Genomic DNA, 19,513 nt, shown 5'->3' with positions numbered 1-19,513 from the left:
CCATTATTCACGACGCGGGCGCACGCGTTGTGTTCTGGATCAACAAAACCCGCGCGGCTGGGCGTGTTGGCCGTGCGGACCCGCCGCTTATCGGTGCACGATATCAAGCTGCTCGAAGGCACCGTGGGCATGATCTTCTCGGAACAACGCGTGATCGCGGCGTACACGATCGGCCGCTTCGATGGCGAATTCCACCATGTCGGCGGCAAACAGTTCCGGCGGGCCGATAGCGTTCATGATCGCCGGCTCGATGTCGTAGTCGATCTTGCCGGATTCGTCGGACAGCGCATGCACGCGTGCGAGTACCCGCCCGCAGATACGGGCATAGTCCTTCCACTGGCTTTTCGACAGATCGTCCAGGTCGATATCGTCGCGAAACGGCGCGCGCTCACGCGACATATAGCTCAGGCCATCGAATTCGATATGGCCATAGAACACATCGCCACGCACCAGCTGCACGGTCTGGGCATGGCTGATGCGTTCCGCGCGTTCGTCCATTTCATAAGCCGAAGGCGGTACCAGGCCCGCCAGCGCCGAACGCCGCGCCTGTTTGTATTCGATGATCAGATCGTCCGTGCCGTCGGCCTGCGGCCCTTCGACAAGCACGTAGTAGCGATTGAGCCCGAGCGAGGCCGTGCCCTGACCCCGGCGTATCGCCACGTCCTTGACCCGCATGCCGCGAGCACGATCGGGCACATCGATCTCGTTTTGCGCGACCAGCCGGTCGGTGATCGCCTGAAAATCCTCGCGTCTTGACGAGATCGGCACCAACTCCTCGGTGGATCGAAAACCGCTCTTGGTTTCGTCCAGATAATCGTCGACCAGCCACTCGGCACGCGGCTCGTGGGCGCTCTTGAACAACTTGCGGATGAGCTTCGGCGCATTGTCGAAGCGCATTTCCTCGTCCTGCTCGGTGCCCTCGCGCGCCAGGCGCTGAATGTCCTCGATATAGCCGCGCACGAAATGCCGCACCACCTTGATTTGGTGCTTGCGCTTGAGTTCGCCCTCGGCTTCGGCGGCGATCATGAAACCCACCGCACCGCGTTTTATATCCCAGGTGAACGGCGCGTAATACGCCTCGTCGAAATCGTTGACCGAAAAAATCGGCACGTTATTCGCGTTGGGCATCACCCCGAAATTTTCCGGGTGGACATCGCCGAGCGTCAGCACGGTGGGCATCCAGGCATCCTCGCCCGCCATATCGCGATAGAACAGCAGCGCGGTACCGCGAAAAAACGAATACAGCGAGTCCGAGAGCTCGTCGAACTTGATGGCGGCGTCGTCCGACGAATCGGCGATACGGGTTTCGTGATCCTCGCGCAGGCATTGACGCACATGTCGGCGCCGATCGTGACCGGTCAGAATACGCGGCCGCAGCACGAACTCGCCCGCGGCCACCGCTTCCGCCAGGCGACGAAACGCATCGAAGCGGGTTGCAACCACCGGCCGTGCATCCTCGAACGATTCGCGCTCGAGCGCGGCCGCCAGTTCTGCCTTGCTCATCGAAGACCGGCCCTCGATCTCCTGCGCCTGGGCCTGCTCGTAAAGTTCCTTTCGCGTTTGCTCGGGTTCTTCGCTCATGTTCCCTCGTGTGTCGCTGCTTGTCTTGCCAGTCGTGCAACCAGCATGCCCGACTCGGCCGCGGCCCGCATGCATAGCGCACCGCTAATACCACATGGCCATGTAACGACCGAGCCGGTTGTTCGTATCTGATAGGCGCTATCCGACGGTAGGTGCAGCGCGATACACGGGACGAATCCCAACCGACACCGGCTCGGCATAACTGCGAGCCTGGTTCCGATACGCCGGAGTTGTCGAGCCGGCCAGCGCCGCGGGCAGTCTCCGTAAGAGCCAGCGGCAAAATCATTCCGGGCAAACCAGACCCGATGCCCCAACCCTCGTCTATTGGCCTGCAAGGCGCCGCTTCATCCGCCTTCATGCGGCATACGACTACGGGGATGTCGACTTGCTACAAGTTTCGCGCGTAGCGAATGTTGATATAGTCGGCATGCCGCCTGTGTCGGTATCGACGTCCCCGGCATGATTTTGTTTTCGCTTTTCGTTGTCCTGGGCCGGCACGTGAACAAAAAACTCTTGAGCCAAACCCGCGGTCCGGTGACCGTGTTCTCACGGCATGTGGTACTCAATGATTTTGCAGCTGCGTTGCTCGCGGGCCTGCCTGACAATTTCGAACTTGCTCGTCCCGTGGCGGTTATTTGTGGCATACACAACAATTTTCCACGCGCGGTCTACAAAACACATTTCACGATCGCGATCCAGACCGAACAGCTACTTGACGAAAACGCAAAAGCACTGTGGGGCCTGCGCCGCCCCCGAATTCGTAAAACGCTTTTAAAGCACCTGTGGCACGCCGACCTTCTTCTCGATCTGTCGCCGAGCAACCGAGCCGCCTATCGCTGGTTTCCACGCTTTCTACAGCGACGACTGCGCTTCGGCCCGCATATCTTTCCGCAACGCGCCGCCGACTACGTACCCGCATCCAGTTCGCGTGCCGTTTTCATTGGCGAGTTGAACGCGCGACGTACACGCTTGCTGGAAGGCCTTTCGACCGAAGGTGTCGACGTCGTATCGGGCGGGCTGTACGGCCCGGCACTGTATTCGGCGATCGAAGCGAATACCGGCATCGTGAATATCCATAACGAAGCCGGCGTCTATACTGAATATCCACGCCTGCTGCTGGCTGTGAATGCCGGAAAGCCGGTATTTTCGGAGCCGCTGTCGAAGGAATTCTTGCCGGGCCAACACTACTTCGGGCTGCAGGCCTCACCAAGCCAAACCGAGCTCGCCCGGGTGTATCGGAACATGGCCGATTTGCTCACCCGTGAATACTGCTTCGCCCAGTTTCTGCACCGCAATGTGGACAGCAGTTCGCAGCAACGCACGAGCGATCGACAGATGCTACGCCCCTAACTGAATCGCATCATTGCTGCGACGGCTCTCGTGCCAGGCGTTCAAGCACCTCGGCCAGTGCCTGCGGCCACGGCGAACAGCGAAAGCCGAACACGGCCTCGAACCGACTGCTATCGAGCCTGGCGTTCGCCGGCCGCTGCGCCGCGGTTGGATATTCGTCGCTCGGAATGGCATGCACCGTCATGCCGCGTCCATCGCCGCCGCCAACCTGGCGAAATATCTCGCGGGCGAAATCAGCCCAATGCGTAGCGCCATCACCGGCCAGATGAAAAACGCCATAGCTTTCCTCGGCGCCATCTTCGATCATTGCAACCGCCGCCCATAACCCGCGTGCGATATCCAGCGCACTCGTGGGATTGCCATATTGGTCGGCGACCACGCGCAGCTCGTCATGCTGCTCGCGCAAGCGCAGCATCGTCCTGACGAAATTATTGCCGAACGGTGAAAATACCCAGGCGGTACGCACAATGAGTGTTCGTTCGCAGCGAGCCATCGCGGCCAGCTCGCCCTCGCGCTTGGTGCGTCCATAGACTCCGATCGGCGATGGCGCGTCGTCGGGTGTCCAAGCCGCTTGCCCCGTACCGTCAAAGACATAGTCGGTCGACAGATGGATGAACACTGCACCCGCGGCCTCGGCGCCTGCCGCAAGTTCGGCCACCGCATCGCAATTGATGCGTGCTGCGAGCGCTGGCTCCGACTCGGCACGATCGACGGCTGTGTACGCCGCGGCATTAATCACGATATCCGGCCGCCGTTCGGCAACGCGCTCGGCCAACCCCTGTGGCTGCGCGAGGTCGATCTCGGGGCGCGCCAATACGTCCAGCATGTAATCTTCATGCGCGCTGGCCTGTTCGCGTACCGCGCGCGCCACCTGGCCATGTCGGCCGATTAACAGAACGCGGGTCATGCATGCCCCCGGCGTTTCCCGCCATCCCGCACGCGTATCGGACCCCACCACCATTCGTTGTCGAGAAACCAATCGACCGTGGCGGCAAGACCGGTTTCGAAACTGTGCCGGGCGCGCCATCCCAGTTCACGCTCGGCGCGGGTCGGGTCGATCGCGTAACGGCGATCGTGCCCTGGGCGGTCGCCGACGAATCGAATCTGTTCGGCATACCCCTGACCAACCGGTTTCGGCCGGCGCGCGTCGAGCAAACCGCAGATTGCGCGCACGACTTCGATGTTGCTGTGTTCTTCGCGCCCGCCGATGTTGTAACTGCGACCGGGCGTACCGTGTTTGAGCACGACCTCCAACGCGCGGGCATGATCTTCTACGAAAAGCCAGTCGCGTACGTTCGCCCCGGCGCCGTACACGGGCAGTTCGCGCCCATCCAGCGCATTGAGAATCGTCAACGGGATCAGTTTTTCCGGATAGTGATACGGCCCATAGTTATTCGAGCAATTCGATAACACCACCGGCAGACCGTAGGTGGCATGCCAGGCACGTACGAAATGGTCGGACGCAGCCTTGGATGCCGAATACGGTGAGGATGGCGCGTACGGGGTTTGCTCGGTAAACATCTCGTCATCGAAGTCGAGATCGCCAAAGACTTCGTCCGTCGACACATGATGAAAGCGAAAAAGCGCCCGACGGGCATCGTCCAAACCCAGCCAGCGACGGCGTGCCGCAGACAACAGTCGGTATGTGCCCACTACATTGGTCTGCACAAAAGCTTCCGGGCCGTCGATCGAGCGGTCCACGTGACTTTCCGCCGCGAGATGCATGATGGCATCGATATCGTAGCGATCGAGTAGTGCGTCGAGCTGCGCCTCATCTTCGATGTCGCCTTGTTCGAAGGCAAAGTTCGGATCGCCCTCGCATTCGCGCAGCGAGGAGCGATGCCCGGCATAAGTCAGCTTATCCAGACAAAGTACGAAATCGGCTTGCGCGGCAACCAGGTGACGCACCACGGCCGAGCCGATAAAACCGGCACCTCCCGTAACCATGATTCGCATCTAACCCTCTCCTGAGAACGGCGAATCGAAATCGGCAAAATAACCGGCCTGGCGATCCTTGTCCGACAGATGCGCTGGCGTGCCCACATCGGGCCATTCGATGCCTAAATCCGGATCCGCCCAGCGCAGTGCGCCTTCGCATTGCGGCGCGTAGGGCGCATCGACCTTGTAGGCGATCAGACACCGCGGCTCGAGCGTCATGAAACCATGCGCAAAGCCGGCCGGCACGAACAGCTGATTGCCTTGTTCCGCGCTCAGCTCGAGACCCAGCCATTGCCCATAGCTGGGAGAGGCCGCCCGGATATCGACCACCACATCGTAGATCCGACCGATAACCGCCCGTATCAACTTGGCCTGCGCCTGCGGTGGCGCTTGAAAATGCAGCCCCCGGAGCGTGCCCAGACGGCTCGATAGCGACTCGTTGTCCTGGATGGGCTCGAAGTCTATTCCGTACGCACGCAGCGCCTCGCGTTTAAAGGTTTCCGAAAAATAGCCGCGCGAATCACCGAATCGGCGGGGTTGGATTTCATACAGACCATCGAGGGCCAGTGGTCTTATATCCATCAGCGTCGCAAAGCCTTAACCCGTTCTCTGAGATAGCGCCCGTAGTCGGACTTACCCAACTGTTCGGCACGTGCGAGCACGCCCGTCTCATCCAGCCATCCCTGTTCGAATGCAATCTCTTCAGGGCAAGCGACCTTGATGCCCTGACGGTGCTCGAGCGTACGCACACAGGACGACGCTTCGTGCAGGCTGTCGCGCGTACCGGTGTCGAGCCACGCGTGGCCGCGACCGAGACATTCTACGGTCAGGTCGCCGCGTTCGAGATAGAGCCGATTGATATCGGTGATCTCGAGTTCGCCGCGCGTCGACGGCGTGAGACCTCGGGCGAATTCGACCACATCGTTATCGTAGAAATACAACCCAGTGACCGCCCAGTTCGAAGCCGGCGCCTCCGGCTTTTCGACAATCGATAACGCGCGGCCACTGTCGGGCTCGAACTCCACGATACCGTAGCGCTGTGGGTCGGATACCCAATAGGAAAAAAATCGTCGCCCCACTCGGCTGGCTGACTGCCCGCTGGCAAAGCTGACGCAACCCCTCACCGTAAAAGACGTTATCGCCCAGCACCAGACAGACACTATCTCGGCCGATGAATTCACGACCGATAACGAAAGCCTCTGCCAGGCCATTCGGTTCGGCCTGTTCGGCAAAGCTGAACTCGACGCCGAAGTGACTGCCGTCGCCCAACAGGCGCTGAAAAAGTGGCAGATCGTGCGGGGTCGAGATCACCAGAATCTCGCGGATTCCTGCCAGCATCAGCACGCTGAGCGGGTAGTAGATCATCGGTTTGTCGTAAATCGGCATCAGCTGCTTGGATACAGCTTCGGTCAGCGGATACAAACGCGTGCCGGAACCGCCCGCCAGTAGAATACCTTTCATTGCGCCTGCTTCAGTGATAGTGCCGCCCGCTCATCTGGCACCGCTAAATTACATTTGCCCGACGACCCGGAACACCATCTTTTCGAATAGTGAATCAAGATCACCTCAACGGTCGGCAGCCTGCTAGTAAAGAGACGTTTCGCCACCCGTGTTCTATAACGATGGCGCCCTCAGTTCAACCGGGCATGGAATTCTGCCCAGTTTATGGAGACAGTTGATCAATACGCGCGACGGCCCCGTCGAACATAGCACTCGCCAGCCCAGCGCAGACTTACCTGGGGCGATCCGCCGCACGCCGACGGCGCAATAGCCGCACGACCACGCGCGCGAGACGACGCCTACGATGCATCACGTCCCAGTTGAGCAGGCACGTCAACAGCGGCGATCCGAGCGAGCTGGCGCTGAATACCGAAATATCGGACGTCGACATCGCCGGATAGGCGCGTTGTTTTTTATTCCTGAATGCTCTCCAGCGCCGGCGCATGTCGTAGTAGCCCGAATCCTGGTTACCCGGACTCAGATGCTTTATATGAAAGTCAATCACGTAGGCACTCTGGCCCAGCACGTCGGCCACGAAGCACAATTCGGTCGCATAGAAATGAAACCCGTTCAGCGATCTGTTTACGGCCAGATTCGCAGCACGCTCGACGATAAAGAAGTTCTCGTCCAATCCGTAGGTCCGTGCAGGAAGCCGCCCAAGGTTACGGTCTGCACCGTGAGGGTCCGTGATCCGGATCGCCAGGTTCAACCGATCCAGACTACGCCCGGCATTGCCACAGATCGCCCATAGCGAATCCTTCGCCTCGAGTGCCGCCAATCGTTCATCAAGAATGGGACGTTTGTCGAAATCGGCTCGAACATCCTGATGGACGAACACGATGAATCGACCGCGCGCGCTGTCTAAAAAAGCGTTGACGCCCGCGAAACCATCGCAGGTATTGCCGGCCGTATTATCGATATACAGATATTCGCAGTCGTCGGTATCGAAACCGGCCCGCTCGAACGACAGTCGGCATGCCTCGTACTGAGACTGATCGGTCACCAACGTGCAAATCGAATAGGTGTAACCGTAGCCCGTGCCTGGCAAGATTGCTTTCGGAGCCGCCATATCATCTCGATTTGAGGTATCCCGGGCCGGCCAGCCTGAACTGACAGCCTGCTTTTCTTGAGACTGTAGCGAATCCCGCTGCAAAACGGCATGGCCTGCCGCCCGAGACGAACACCCGCCATCTCGAAGTCGCGCCTGCCACGATGGAGGACGACTCGGCATCGGTAACGGCAACTCCCTATGATTCTTAGTTGTGAGCGGCACACCGGCCCCGCTACGGGAGGCACACGAGCGCGCCAGCCTCACCAGCGATAGCTGAGCTTCGCCGTGATCTCACGCCCCGGGTTGTAGTAGTCCGCCGTACCGGAGCCCACGACGTGTTGCTCGTCCAGCAGGTTGCGCACATTCACCGCCAGATCGGTGTTGTCGGCAAGCGCGTAGCTGAATGCCGCATCGAACAGCGTTGCTGCGTCGCTCTCGTCGGTGTTGGCGGCATCGAAGTAATAGGCACCGATATAGCGCGCGCCGACGCCTACGCTCATGTCCCATGCCGGCAAACGGTAATAGGTCCAGAGCGAGGCCGTATGTTCCGGCGCGATGCTGAACGCCTTGCCTTCGAGCGAGGTGCCGTCGCGCAGCGTGCCGCGCACTACTTCCGAGTCCATATAGGAATAACCGCCGGTCAGGCTCAGGTTGGACGTCAGCTCGGCCTTGGCTTCGAGATCCAGGCCGCGCACCCGGGACTTGCCGATCGTTTCCCGCTCGATCGTGCCGTTGTCCTGGACGACCGCAATGGTCACATCGTCCTTGCTCAGATCGTAGACCGCGGCGGAGAACAAGGCGTTCATCCCCGCCGGGGCGTATTTCACGCCGAGTTCATACTGTTCCCCGCGTTCGGGCTTGACGCCGATGGCCGGCGGCGCAACCGATTCGACCTGGCTGATATAGGCTGAAATTTGGTCGTTGACCTTATAGGTCAGCGCGCCGCGCACCGATGTTTCCGAGAAATCATCGGACGCGCGAACACCGTTGAGATCCGTACTGGCCAGATCCAGCCAATCATGGCGCAGCCCGGCCGTGGCGACCACGCGGTCGAAGAACGACAGATTCTGGGTCAGAAAGACAGACTGCGTCTTGTAGTCCTGATCGTTGCCGCTATAGATATTGAGGTTGGTCGGCGCACCGCTGTATTGCGGGTTCGTGATATCGATCGGCGCGGCGTTGCCATAGAAGGAGCTGTCGTCGGTCGAGGCATCCCGGTACTCGACCCCGCCGAGCGTACTGCTGTCGATATGCTCGAAGCTGACGTCGTACTGCAGGATCGCATTGCCGATATATTCCCGGGCCGTGCTGTCAGTGCCGAAATAATCGCGATCGACCACCGTGCCGGCGCGGGCGGGCGAATCGGTGATGTAGACATAGCCGAAATCGTCGTTCAGGTCGCTGTAGCGCGTATTCGCCTGCAGCGTCAGGCCGTTATCGAAGTCATGGGTGAGCAGGCCGGTGATACTGGTGCGCTCGACATCGTGATAATTGAAGCCGGGCTCGCCGAAGAAGTCGTCGCGGTCATACTCACGGTCAAGCGGATAGCCGCCGCTGTTGGGCGTGTTGTCGCGATCGAGATAGTCGAAGATCAGCGTCCCGGTCGTATACGCGGTGGGCTCCCAAGAGATGCTGCCAAGCACGAACTGGTCGTTGTCTTTCGAATAATCGTATTCGCGCTCACCATCCTTGAACTTACCGACGAAGCGATAGGCCAGGGTCTGGTCGTCGTCGAGCGTGTCACCGACGTCGACGCCGACTTCCTTGCTTTTGTAGGAGTCGTACGAAATATAGCCCAGGCCGAAGCGCTGGAACGTCGGGCGCTTGCTCACGAAGTTCACCGAGCCGCCCGGATCGGCCGGGCCGAACAGGGTCGAGTTCGCGCCACGCAATACCTCGATGCGCTCATAGGCGAATGGCTCCTCGCGCACGCCGCGCATGGAACCCAGCGTCAACCCGTCACGATAGGTCGTGGCCTGAAAGCCGCGAATCTGGAAATAGTCGTTACGGTCGTCCGTGCCGTAGTAGTCGGTGATCACGCCCGGCGTGTATTGAAGCACTTCCTCGGTGGTATCGGCATCGCGCTGCTCGATTTCCTTTTCCGTAATCACGGAGACAGACGCGGGCGTATCGAGAATGCTGGTGGCGACCTTGCCCCCCATCCATAGCTCGCGGGCGACAGTGGTGGCCGCGTTGTCGTCCGGCGCAGCCTGCGCGTTAACAAGGACCGGCGCGAGACGATACACCACCGACTGACTGGCGTTATCACCCTCGCCCGTATCCTGTGCATTGGCACTAAGCGGCATGGCGATCAGCGCCGTGCCGTAGAAAAGTGCGCTTGCAGCATGTGGCCATGCCCACGTGCCACGCGATTTGTCGTCAGCCATGCCGTCATCCTCGAAGGTATGAAAGATCGTCCAACCAAGGGATAAGCGACAGTAGCCGCCCGGCGTCGGCCCAAACGGCCACGCCAAGGCGTTGCTTCATGTACTCCCCCGCCGGTGCATCGGGTTCACCGCCCCGGAACCCGGTGCCCCGTAGCGAAGATAGGTGGTGGCCCACAACATGTCAATACTAATGCGAACGATTCACATTCGCAGGCTTGAATCGTTGGCGCCGACGACAGCCTGCACGGCCGGTTATGTATCCACGCGCGGCACCGGCAGGTGCCAGCCTCGCCGCATGGCCATATAACGCACGAAAAAACACAACAAGGCAGCGCCGACAACCGTGGGCAAAAATGGCCACGCCAATGTCATGCCGGTTACCGCTATGGCCGACCCCAGGAGCGCAGCGGTGGCATAGAGTTCGGTCGGCGCCAACACCATGGGCAGACGGTCGATCAGCACGTCGCGCATGATGCCGCCACCGATGCCGGTGATAATGCCCATGACAACCGCCATTACCGGTGAAATCCCGTATTCCAGGGCCCGTATCGAGCCGCCCACGGCAAACAGCGACAGGCCCGCGGCATCGAAGATCGCGACCGGTCGGCTGATGTGATCCACCCAGCGATAACCGAAGAAAACCACGAATGCGGCGAGCATTGTGGCCGCACCATAGCGCGCATCGGCAATCGCCAGGGGCGGCGTGGCGCCAATGAGCAGATCGCGGGTGATCCCGCCCACCGTACCGGTCGCGAATGCCAATACCGCCAGCCCGAAAATATCCAGCCGCTTCTGGGCTGCCGCCATCGCGCCACTAAGCGCAAAAACGAACGTTCCGGCAAGCTCCAGCAGGCTAAGCAACAGATTCATAGAACGCGAACCGGTGGCGTGCATGGCGTAGCGTCGCTGGCGTCATTCTAATCGTGCACGACGACCCTACGCCATCGCAGCGTATCGGCAATTACCCGCAATGGCGCCAGATCCGCCTTCGAGTGACAAAACGCTTCGCCAGGCCATGCGAACCGTGCCCGACACAAACGATCGCGTCACAAAGACAAACGGCATCGCGATATCGGTCGCACGATGTCGCCAGCCCGCCCTCAATTCGCCGGCGCTCGGACCATTTGCTCGAACGCGATCAGCGCCGGCGACCAACCCACGGCGGCGGTGGCTGCGAACCATGTCGCCACGTCGCCGATTTCCTCGGCCAACTCGAGATAATGGATTGCAAAACGCGAGCGGTGTGCATCGACCACCGTTTTGGGCAGCAATGCATACCCCATCCCGGCCGCGACACAACCGAGAATACCGTCGATCGATCCGAATTCGAATATGCGCGCTGCAGCAATACCCTCGCGGGCCAATAGCCGCTCGATCCGGTGTCGATAATGACAGCCTTGCTTGAACGCGAGAAATGGCCGTTCCAGCAACGTATCGCTATCCGGCATCGTCTTGATCGGCGCATCCGCAACGAGTACGAGCGACTCCTGAAACGCCTCGACACAATACAGGCTGGAATGAGGCACCGTGCCCGCAACGAAGGCGCAATCGATGATGCCATCGAGAAGCTGAGAGACGATATCGTTCGTCGTGCCCGTGGTCAGGCGCAGCTCGATACCCGGATACGCCTTGTGGTAGTTGGCCAACAGATCGGGCAGTCGTACCGCCGCGGTACTCTCCATCGAGCCGATACGTAATACGCCGCTCGGCGCCTGCGCGTCCTGAAACGCGGCACAGGCATTATCGTGCGCGGCAAGAATCCGTTGCGCATGCGGAATGAAGGCGTGGCCGGCCGGGGTGAGGTGAATACCGCCCTGGCGCTCGAACAGCACCACGCCCAGCTCGGTTTCCAGCTTCTTGATATGGGCGGTCACATTGGATTGGACCGTATGCATTTGCTTCGCGGCGCCGCTGAAACTTGCGTTCTCGGCCACGGCGACGAATAAACGCAGCGAATGAAGTTGCATGGCGCCCGTCGTCGGATCTTAAAAAGAGATCGCGATTATCATTAAAAATCGTTTCTAATGAAATAAGCGCCGGCTTATTTTGGCGTTCCACGCTCGAACGCAGCCGGACGTTTTCATGGCGCAAACAACACGCCACCAAGGCTCGGATATACCGGCCATCGTTGTCGGCCTGGCATCCACACTGGTGGGCATCGGCCTGGCGCGATTCGCCTACACGGCGCTTATTCCACCGGTGGTGGCTGCCCACTGGTTCACCACATCGGCCGCGGTGTATCTGGGGGCGGCCAATCTGTTGGGCTATTTCATCGGTGCGATCTCGGCGCACGCGGTGTCCGAACGTATCGGCGCGCGCGCCACGCTCGCCGCCTCGTTCGGTATTACCGCGCTGAGTTTTCTGGCCTGCGCCCACGCCGCCCCGTTCGTCTGGTTTTTCTTCTGGCGTGTGCTCTCGGGCCTGACGGGCGCATGGCTGATGGTGGTGGGCCCGGCCACGGCCCTGGCTGCGACCGGCCCCGACCGACGCCCGATCGTCGGGTGCTTGATGTTTGCGGGCATCGGCATGGGCGCACTGTTATCGGCGCTGCTGGTACCCACACTGCTGCAGGCCGGGCTTTGGGTCGCCTGGATCGTTCTGGGCGGTTTGACGCTGATCGCCGGCACCGCTGGCGACCTTGCCCTGCATCGCTTACCGACCCCATCCCGCGCGGACGCCGCAGATCAAACGAACGCGCCCGTTTCGAACAGTGCGGTCCGCTGGGCGGTGGCGCTTGTCATCGGTGCCTATGCAGGCGATGCCATTGGCTTCGTACCGCATACGGTGTTCTGGGTCGACTATCTTGCCCGCGAGGTCGCATTGGGCATGGCAGCGGCCAACGTGCAATGGGCCCTGTTCGGACTGGGCGCGATGATCGGCCCCTTGATCACACGCCTCATCGTGCCGCGCGCCGGCTGGCAGGCCAGTCTGACCGGTGGGCTGCTCATCAAGGCCCTGGCCGTGGGCCTGCCGTTTATCTCGACCGGCCTCTGGCTACGGTCTGCCTCGTCGATCGCTGTCGGCGCGCTCGTGCCAGCCGTCGTCGCCCTCACCTCTGGCCGCCTCGCCGAAATCGCCGGGCCAGCCGAGCACAAACGCTTATGGGGCCAGGCCACGGCGGCATTCGCACTCGCTCAGGCGATCGCCGGTTACGGCCTGTCCGCGCTTTCGACTGCGGCCGACAGTTATCGCCCGTCATTTGCCATCTGCGCGGCGATTCTGCTGCTGGCCTGCATTCTGGCGTGGCGGGCCGATCCCGCACGTCAGCAAGGACAGCACGCCCACCGGACAAGTGCATCACGCCACAGCGCCGATGGGCGCTGAACGCGATGCCCGACGCCCCTGAATCAAACACCTACCCAATGGAGCCTGTCATGGACGAACAAGCCCTGGGCGCACGCTGCGCCGAGATTCTGAGCACCTGTCTATACGCCAATATCGCCACCTGCCACGACAGCCAGCCCTGGAACACGCCAGCCACGGCTGTGCCCGATGCCAGCCTCGATATCTACTGGTCGTCGTGGACCGAAGCGGTTCACTCGAAAAACATCCGCGCCAACCCGCTCGCGTTTCTGACCTACTACGACTCGACGCGGGCGCGCGGCACGAACAACCAGCGCTGTCTGTATCTGCGTTGCGAGGCCGCAGTCGTTGTCGATACAAAAGAAGCCGAAGCCGCACACACACTGCTGTATCCCGGCGCGGATATCCGGTTGGATGATTTCTTCGACTCAGGCCTACGCCGCTTCTATCGTGCGCGACCGCTGCAAGCCTGGCTCAACTGTCTCTCCGAGCAACAGGTCCAACCCGACACGATCGATATGCGGCGCGAAGTGCCCTTGCAAGCGATCCGGGCCGCGCGCTGACACCAACGCGCCGGGTCGCCGCGGTCAGTGCCACGGCGGACGGCATGATTCGCGGCGGCGCTGTTCCATCCGTCACGGCCGGGCATCGTACTGGCCGGCACCAGCACACAAACACTTGTGTCGCAGTATGTTACGTAGGCCGGGCTTGGTTAGAATAGCGCCGGTAAAGCATAACGGCGGCGCGCAGGCGCGCGCCGAACCCGCGATTCGAACACGTTGCCGAGCGCCCCACGATGAAATGCTTCAATCATGAATCGGTAGCCGCAATCGGCGTCTGCCGCGGTTGTGGGAAAGGCATTTGTCGCAGCTGCGCCATTGAAAGACCGGGCGGGCTTGCCTGTTCGGCAAGCTGTGTCGAACGCATCGACGCCATGGCCGGTCTGCTCGACTCGAGTATCGCCGAGCAAAACCCGCCGGCCCGATTCGATTATCGCCCGATCATCCTGATGCTGGTGCTGGGCGTGACTTTTGCCACCCTGCTCACCCAACCCTATGTGCTGGGGCTGTTCTGCCTGGCATTCGGCGTACTGAGCCTGGTCTATCGCCTGATACAGAACTGGCGGGCCGCAAGACAACGAAATAAGCGCAGTACTCGCTGACCTGTTCGATACAGCGATCTCGCTGCTCCGGCTTCAGCCGGCGCGGCAACCTGAAGCCACGCAACGCCAGGCGCTCGTAGATCCAGAGCATGGAGTGCATTTCCGTTAACGTCGCCCACATGGAATCGCGTGGCGAGTTGGCGTCGTAGCCGCAGAGTTCGGGATTCCCGACATCGATCACGTCACCCGCGACCGTCTCATGAACTTGATCAGGTGGTCGGCCACACGTTTTGCCGTGTCCTTGTCGCCAGGCCAGATGGGCGCATGGATGCCGGCGTGTCTCTGGCCGTGATCACAGACGTCGAACAACGTCAGTTCGCCGCGATGCGCCTTGCTTGAAATCAGACCTCGGTCCCGAACACCCGCAACCACCGGCTTATAGGTCAATTGCAGTGTGACGTGGTCCCGCCTCGAGGGTGCCACCGAGACGTTCGAGACCAGTTCATCGGTCGCGATGCACCCCGGCCACATCAATGCAACGGTTCAGGTACCCAGAAAAGCGCCGAGCTCTTCGGCCGCGCCGGTCGGAAACGCCGCCTTCAGGAAATCGAGAAACGCCGAGACGCGTGCATTGACAAGACGTCGAGTCGGATAGAGCACCCAAAGTGCAACATCCGAACCGGGCACGTCCGCCCAATGGGCGAGCCGCCCGGCGGCAATATCCTGCTCAACAAGCGAAATCGGCAGACAGGCTGCACCCGCGCCGGCGCGGACAGCATCGCGAATCATGATCATTGACGACAAACGCAGTACCGGGTCGAACGCCATGCTCGCCTCGCCTTGCGCATCAACAATCGACCAGTGGTCGTCCTGTGCGACGTTACGCACGACCGCGGGCACTGGCGCATGATCCACGCGGGCAAGCGCCGGACTTGCCACGATCACAAGCCGGTCTCGCAGGAACGGCCGTCCGACCAGGGTTTCGTCCGGATCCGGGTTCACACGGATCACGAGGTCGTACCCCTCCTCGATCATGTCCACCGCCCGATCTTCGGTGGTCACCTCGAGCCGGACGTCTGGATAACGCAGCGCAAACTCGGCCGCGAGTCGGCCCATGGCGATCTGCGAAAAAAGCAGCGGCACGCTGATTCGCATCCGGCCACGAACCTGCGTACCGCCCGAGGCGATGGCAGCTGCCGTTTCCTCGAGCTCGGTGAGCAGATATCCCGCCCGCTCGTAGAGCGCCCGACCTTCCTCGGTGAGCTTGAGCTCGCGCGCGCCCCGCTCAAAAAGCCGTACGTTTAACGATGCCTCCAGGCCCGCGACGCGCCGCGACAGGGTTGCCTTGGGCCTGTATGCCGCACGCGCGGCACGGCCGAAGCCGCCGTGACGCGCGACGAGCGTGAAATCGGCAAGCGCGAGCAGATCCATGGCCACTCCGAACGTGTCCCACCAATGGAACAGATCGTCTATATATAGCGGCTATTCGCCCACACGTGAACCACTTAATTTGAGTTCGTCGAAACACCCCACCCAGGAGAACTCAAATGACCATTCTTGTAACCGGTGCCACCGGCCGTGTCGGCCGCCATGTTGTCGACCAGCTCGTCAACCGCGGCGCCGACGTACGCGTTCTCACCCGCGACCCCGGCAAGGCCGATTTCCCGTCGAGCGTCGACGTCGCACGGGGCGATCTGCTGGATATCGATAGCGTGCGCGCGGCCTTCGCCGGCATCCGTACGTTATTTCTGCTCAACGCCGTGAGCGGCGACGAGTTCACGCAAGCGATCATCACCCTCAACCTCGCCCGCGAAGCCGGCATCGAACGGGTCGTCTACCTGTCGGTATTCGAGGCCGACGAAGCGGTCAACGTGCCCCACTTCGCCGTCAAGTACGGCGCCGAACGGATGCTGGAAGCGATGGGCTTTAGTGCCACGATCCTGCGTCCGACCTACTTCATCGACAACGAAGCGATGGTGAAGGATGTCATCGTGCAGCATGGCATCTATCCGATGCCGATCGGCAGCAAGGGGCTCGCCATGGTCGATGCGCGCGACATCGCCGAAGTGGCCACCATCGAATTGATCCGACGTGACGCCGCGGCAGGCAAACTGCCGATCGAAACCATAAACATCGTCGGCCCGGACACCCTGACCGGCGAAGATATCGCCGCGATCTGGTCCGATGTGCTCGGCCGCTCCATCGCCTATGGCGGTGACGACCCGAGCGGGTTCGAGCAGAACATGGCCCGCTTCATGCCCCGCTGGATGGCTTACGAGATGCGTCTGATGGCCGAGCGCTATGTCAGCCACGGCATGATTCCCAAACCAGGCGATCGCAGCCGCGTCGCCGCCCTGCTCGGCCGCCCGCTGCATAGCTATCGCGACGCCGCCCAAACCCTCGCGGCAGCCTGATCCACTCCGGCGTACACAAGGGGCGGGCCCTGTCCGGCGTTTATCGGACGCGCTGGACGGGGCCTGTGCCCTGTTACGGCCGAAAACCGTCCGTACCGTGCGACCGAGCTAACTGCGGGCGGCGACAGCTGCGCAGTCAGATAGGCCGACATGCTCGGCGGTTTCCTTTACAGTCAGTCGCTCACGCCTCGCAGTCAAAAAGTCAGCATACGGTCCGCGATTTCCCAATATAAGCGGCCACTGCCATAGCCGGCGTACTGGCCTATCGGCGCCACCAGTTCGTCTTACCGAGCTCCACGACCTCATCCCCGCGCCCGTTCATCACGGCGCGCAGCATATACAGCGAAAAGCCCCGCGCCTGCTTGGCCTCGATCTTCGGCGGCATGGACAGTTCCTGCTTGGCCATGCGCACGTCGACGACCACCGGGCCATCGTGTTCGAAGGCTTGTTTGAGCGCGTCATCGAGGGCCGCCGAGGAGGTGACCTTGATACCGCGAATGCCCAGCAATTCGGCGAGTTTGGCGTAGTCGACCTGCGGCAGATCGGTGGTGGAATCGATATAGCCGGCGACTTTCATTTCCATGGCCACGAAGCCGAGGGTTTCGTTGTTGTAGACGATGACCTTCACGGGCAGGTTTTCGGCCGCCAGCGTGATGAGATCGCCCATGAGCATGGAGATGCCGCCGTCGCCGGCCAGGGCGACGACCTGTCGCTCGGGATAGGCGACCTGCCAGCCGAGTGCGGCAGGGACGGCGCTTTACAAAAGCAAGACCACCGGACGTAACCGAGTGACGACGCTAAGCGACGACCTCGCAACCGACAATCTTGCCGAGCCGCAATCCCACAAGTGCTAGCACTGCCTTGCTATTTCTATACATAGAGATTGAAGGCGGAGACCACTGTGCCCAGCCCTTTCGCCCAACACCGAAACTATAGCTCGCTTGCGGACAAATATGCCCTGGCCATATCGATCACCACCTGGCTGCTCGTCAAGTACATTCACGCTATATGCCAGTCCTACGGAATAGATGCGTTCGAACCACACCTTGAGAAGGGCCGGCATCGAGTACTAGCAGAGACGCAACTGAAAGATCATGGTTTCGACCTTTCGGCGCTCTGCCTTCAAATCGTCGGTCAGCGTACCGTCGATATAGTCATTCCTAAATGCATAAGCGTTACGCATGCGTTCGCTTAGCTGTGTAATGCCGAAAGTACGCGGTTCGCTGGTTTAGCGTACCCCGAGCAAACTTGCCCGCAAGCACCTACCGCTTTCAATAAGAATCGCGACGATGAGACAGCTATTCCGACGCGGGGCCAGTACGGTATCACCATGCTTATTTCCAACGCATACATACCCACGGGAGACATCGTGGCTCGTCTTGCTGGCTTATCGAGCGATTGAGCCCTCAGTAAAGAATCTAGGTATTAATACTCGGGCACCTGCAATATTTCACCGGACGGCAGATTCATGTCCATTTTGAATCAGCAGTAAACGCCACCGTGAACCAGCGCCGCTCGGGCGGGATGGAGAGCTCGGCGGCAATCTGCTCGCGAATCTCGTCGAGCACCGCGATGCCTTGCCCCGTGCCGTAGTCGGGCGTGGTGAGAATGTCGATTTCGATGAAATGGCCGCGTCCGCTCTTGGCGACGTGGCTGAAGTAGTCGATCAGCCCATCACGCGCCATCACCGGCGCCATCGCTGCATGAACTTCGCTATCCAACGCGGTGGGTGCAATCAAAAAGACCTCTCGAATTGCGCGACGCACGATGCCGATCGGCACCGGCATGAAGCACAGCGTCAATAGCGCTAGCAGCAGCGAATCCACGTAGGGTGTCAGGTGAGCATAAGCAGTGCGTTCCAGCAGCTGGGCGATGACGAAGGCCACAGCCAGGGTCGCGCTGATCGAGCCGGCCATCATCCAGCCCTGCATGTCGATACGCAGGAATTCGGAATCCACGCGGCGATTGATCCGCCTCTCGTAGGCGAACATCGTGAAGCACGCCGCCGCCACGACCACGGCATAGACAATGGCCAGGCCGAAGGCGAGTTCCTGGCCGCCACCCATTAGCCCCTGAATGGCATTGAGGAAGGCGTAGAAGCACAGCAACAGCAGGATGCTGCCGTTGAGCCCCGCCACCATCGGTTCCAAATGCCAGAAGCCATGCTGGAAGCGCTGGCTGGCCTCGCGTACCGCCAGCCGTGCAACCAGTAATGCCAGCCCCGACATTGCCGCATCGATGGTCGAGAACACCCCGTCGAAGAGAATCGAACGTGAACCAACCAACAGGCCGAACGTGACCCCCAGGACCGCCACCGTCATCGTAGTGGCGATGGAAAGCGTCAGGGTGCGTTGTTCGAGCGCGGCTTGAGTAGGCACTACCATGGACAGACTCGGCAGCGGAAAAGCCGCGATACTAGCAGCCTATTAGAGGGTTGGCGCGTGTGCACTTGGCCCGAGGTAACGCGATCTCGTCGTGCTGCGTCTTTTAAATTTACCTGTTCAGATCCTCCTACACATTGGCCACGCGCTAGTAGATGCACCGCCCGACTCCGGCCACGCATTCGCGCCCATGCTCCCGCGCTGCAGCAAGCGCTGACCTACGATCATGGCGAGGAATTGGCATCTCATGCCTGTGATCTTTCAGTAGTAGGTTGTTCATCCGGGCCACTGGCCTTAAAGCTGATGGGTGTCGAATCCGTCAAGCTTCAGGAGTGACCCGGATGAACACCCACAAGAATGCGCGTTTGACGTTTCATGGTCGAGCCCTTCTGGTCCGTCGTATCCTCGAACACGGCCAGCGCCCGGTCGAGGCCGCCCAGGCGATGGGCGTGAGCGCTGAGCTGGACCCCATCCATTGGACAGTCCGCAGCGATTTTTAAGTGATG

Annotated in this window: 16 protein-coding genes and 4 pseudogenes; 5 read left to right on the top strand and 15 right to left on the bottom strand. The window is 60.8% G+C overall.

Annotation, left to right across the window (positions count from 1 at the left end):
- Positions 1-87: 87 nt before the first annotated feature.
- Positions 88-1,581 (bottom strand): DUF2252 domain-containing protein, encoded by a 1,494-nt coding sequence (locus tag T5B8_RS18865; RefSeq protein WP_353180872.1) that lies wholly within the window; start codon positions 1,579-1,581, stop codon positions 88-90.
- A gap of 513 nt (positions 1,582-2,094) precedes the next feature.
- Here T5B8_RS18865 and T5B8_RS18860 point away from each other — a divergent pair.
- Entirely contained in the window at positions 2,095-2,931 is an 837-nt protein-coding gene (locus T5B8_RS18860; RefSeq protein ID WP_353180871.1) for a hypothetical protein, read from the top strand.
- A gap of 10 nt (positions 2,932-2,941) precedes the next feature.
- Here T5B8_RS18860 and rfbD read toward each other — a convergent pair whose 3' ends face one another.
- The 8 genes and pseudogenes from rfbD to T5B8_RS18820 all read right to left on the bottom strand — a co-directional run bounded on the left by rfbD (position 2,942) and on the right by T5B8_RS18820 (position 11,774).
- Positions 2,942-3,838, bottom strand: a complete 897-nt coding sequence (gene rfbD, locus T5B8_RS18855; protein WP_353180870.1) for a dTDP-4-dehydrorhamnose reductase — start codon at positions 3,836-3,838, stop codon at positions 2,942-2,944.
- The gene (rfbB, locus tag T5B8_RS18850; protein WP_353180869.1) at positions 3,835-4,887 is read right to left on the bottom strand and encodes a dTDP-glucose 4,6-dehydratase; all 1,053 of its coding nucleotides are present in this window, start codon (positions 4,885-4,887) and stop codon (positions 3,835-3,837) included. The genes rfbD and rfbB overlap by 4 nt, the downstream gene beginning before the upstream one ends.
- The gene (gene rfbC, locus T5B8_RS18845; protein WP_353180868.1) at positions 4,888-5,451 is read right to left on the bottom strand and encodes a dTDP-4-dehydrorhamnose 3,5-epimerase; all 564 of its coding nucleotides are present in this window, start codon (positions 5,449-5,451) and stop codon (positions 4,888-4,890) included. It abuts the gene before it with no gap.
- Positions 5,451-6,330 (bottom strand): annotated as a pseudogene (rfbA, locus tag T5B8_RS18840) (glucose-1-phosphate thymidylyltransferase RfbA). The gene rfbC and the pseudogene rfbA overlap by 1 nt, the downstream one beginning before the upstream one ends.
- A gap of 271 nt (positions 6,331-6,601) precedes the next feature.
- Positions 6,602-7,522 (bottom strand): acyl esterase, encoded by a 921-nt coding sequence (locus T5B8_RS18835; protein WP_353180867.1) that lies wholly within the window; start codon positions 7,520-7,522, stop codon positions 6,602-6,604.
- Positions 7,523-7,680: 158 nt separating this feature from the next.
- Complete coding sequence (locus T5B8_RS18830; RefSeq protein WP_502950817.1) at positions 7,681-9,807, bottom strand: TonB-dependent siderophore receptor; 2,127 nt, start codon at positions 9,805-9,807, stop codon at positions 7,681-7,683.
- Positions 9,808-10,059: 252 nt separating this feature from the next.
- Positions 10,060-10,677, bottom strand: coding sequence for a trimeric intracellular cation channel family protein (locus tag T5B8_RS18825; protein WP_353180866.1), 618 nt, complete (start codon positions 10,675-10,677; stop codon positions 10,060-10,062).
- A 230-nt stretch (positions 10,678-10,907) separates the two neighbouring features.
- Positions 10,908-11,774, bottom strand: coding sequence for a LysR family transcriptional regulator (locus T5B8_RS18820; RefSeq protein WP_353180865.1), 867 nt, complete (start codon positions 11,772-11,774; stop codon positions 10,908-10,910).
- A gap of 115 nt (positions 11,775-11,889) precedes the next feature.
- Between T5B8_RS18820 and T5B8_RS18815 the strand changes: the two genes are divergently transcribed.
- Together T5B8_RS18815 and T5B8_RS18810 are read left to right on the top strand one after the other, a co-directional pair.
- Complete coding sequence (locus tag T5B8_RS18815; protein WP_353180864.1) at positions 11,890-13,131, top strand: YbfB/YjiJ family MFS transporter; 1,242 nt, start codon at positions 11,890-11,892, stop codon at positions 13,129-13,131.
- A 50-nt stretch (positions 13,132-13,181) separates the two neighbouring features.
- On the top strand, positions 13,182-13,673 hold the full coding sequence (locus T5B8_RS18810) for a pyridoxamine 5'-phosphate oxidase family protein (protein ID WP_353180863.1): 492 nt from the start codon (positions 13,182-13,184) through the stop codon (positions 13,671-13,673).
- Positions 13,674-13,822: 149 nt separating this feature from the next.
- Here T5B8_RS18810 and T5B8_RS20010 read toward each other — a convergent pair whose 3' ends face one another.
- The 3 genes and pseudogenes from T5B8_RS20010 to T5B8_RS18800 all read right to left on the bottom strand — a co-directional run bounded on the left by T5B8_RS20010 (position 13,823) and on the right by T5B8_RS18800 (position 15,643).
- Complete coding sequence (locus tag T5B8_RS20010) at positions 13,823-14,161, bottom strand: hypothetical protein (RefSeq protein WP_502950816.1); 339 nt, start codon at positions 14,159-14,161, stop codon at positions 13,823-13,825.
- Positions 14,162-14,309: 148 nt separating this feature from the next.
- Positions 14,310-14,453, bottom strand: a pseudogene (locus T5B8_RS20005) (oxygenase MpaB family protein); the annotation flags it as partial.
- A gap of 302 nt (positions 14,454-14,755) precedes the next feature.
- Positions 14,756-15,643, bottom strand: a complete 888-nt coding sequence (locus T5B8_RS18800) for a LysR family transcriptional regulator (protein ID WP_353180861.1) — start codon at positions 15,641-15,643, stop codon at positions 14,756-14,758.
- Between the two features lie 116 nt (positions 15,644-15,759).
- On the opposite strand from T5B8_RS18800, the gene T5B8_RS18795 reads away from it, so the two are divergent.
- The gene (locus T5B8_RS18795; RefSeq protein WP_353180860.1) at positions 15,760-16,626 is read left to right on the top strand and encodes an SDR family oxidoreductase; all 867 of its coding nucleotides are present in this window, start codon (positions 15,760-15,762) and stop codon (positions 16,624-16,626) included.
- A gap of 262 nt (positions 16,627-16,888) precedes the next feature.
- Here T5B8_RS18795 and T5B8_RS18790 read toward each other — a convergent pair.
- The 3 genes and pseudogenes from T5B8_RS18790 to T5B8_RS18785 all read right to left on the bottom strand — a co-directional run.
- Positions 16,889-17,383 (bottom strand): annotated as a pseudogene (locus T5B8_RS18790) (thiamine pyrophosphate-dependent enzyme); the annotation flags it as partial.
- A 93-nt stretch (positions 17,384-17,476) separates the two neighbouring features.
- On the bottom strand, positions 17,477-17,689 hold the full coding sequence (locus T5B8_RS20000) for a hypothetical protein (RefSeq protein ID WP_502950815.1): 213 nt from the start codon (positions 17,687-17,689) through the stop codon (positions 17,477-17,479).
- Positions 17,690-18,092: 403 nt separating this feature from the next.
- Positions 18,093-19,004 carry a cation diffusion facilitator family transporter gene (locus T5B8_RS18785; RefSeq protein WP_353180859.1) on the bottom strand — a complete coding sequence of 304 codons (912 nt, stop codon included), beginning with the start codon at positions 19,002-19,004 and terminating at the stop codon, positions 18,093-18,095.
- A gap of 344 nt (positions 19,005-19,348) precedes the next feature.
- Here T5B8_RS18785 and T5B8_RS18780 point away from each other — a divergent pair.
- A pseudogene (locus T5B8_RS18780) lies at positions 19,349-19,462 on the top strand (leucine zipper domain-containing protein); the annotation flags it as partial.
- Positions 19,463-19,513 lie beyond the last annotated feature (51 nt).

Source organism: Salinisphaera sp. T5B8, from assembly GCF_040361255.1.
Classification (GTDB): Bacteria; Pseudomonadota; Gammaproteobacteria; order Nevskiales; family Salinisphaeraceae; genus Salinisphaera.
This window is presented reverse-complemented; position numbering and strand designations above follow the sequence as displayed.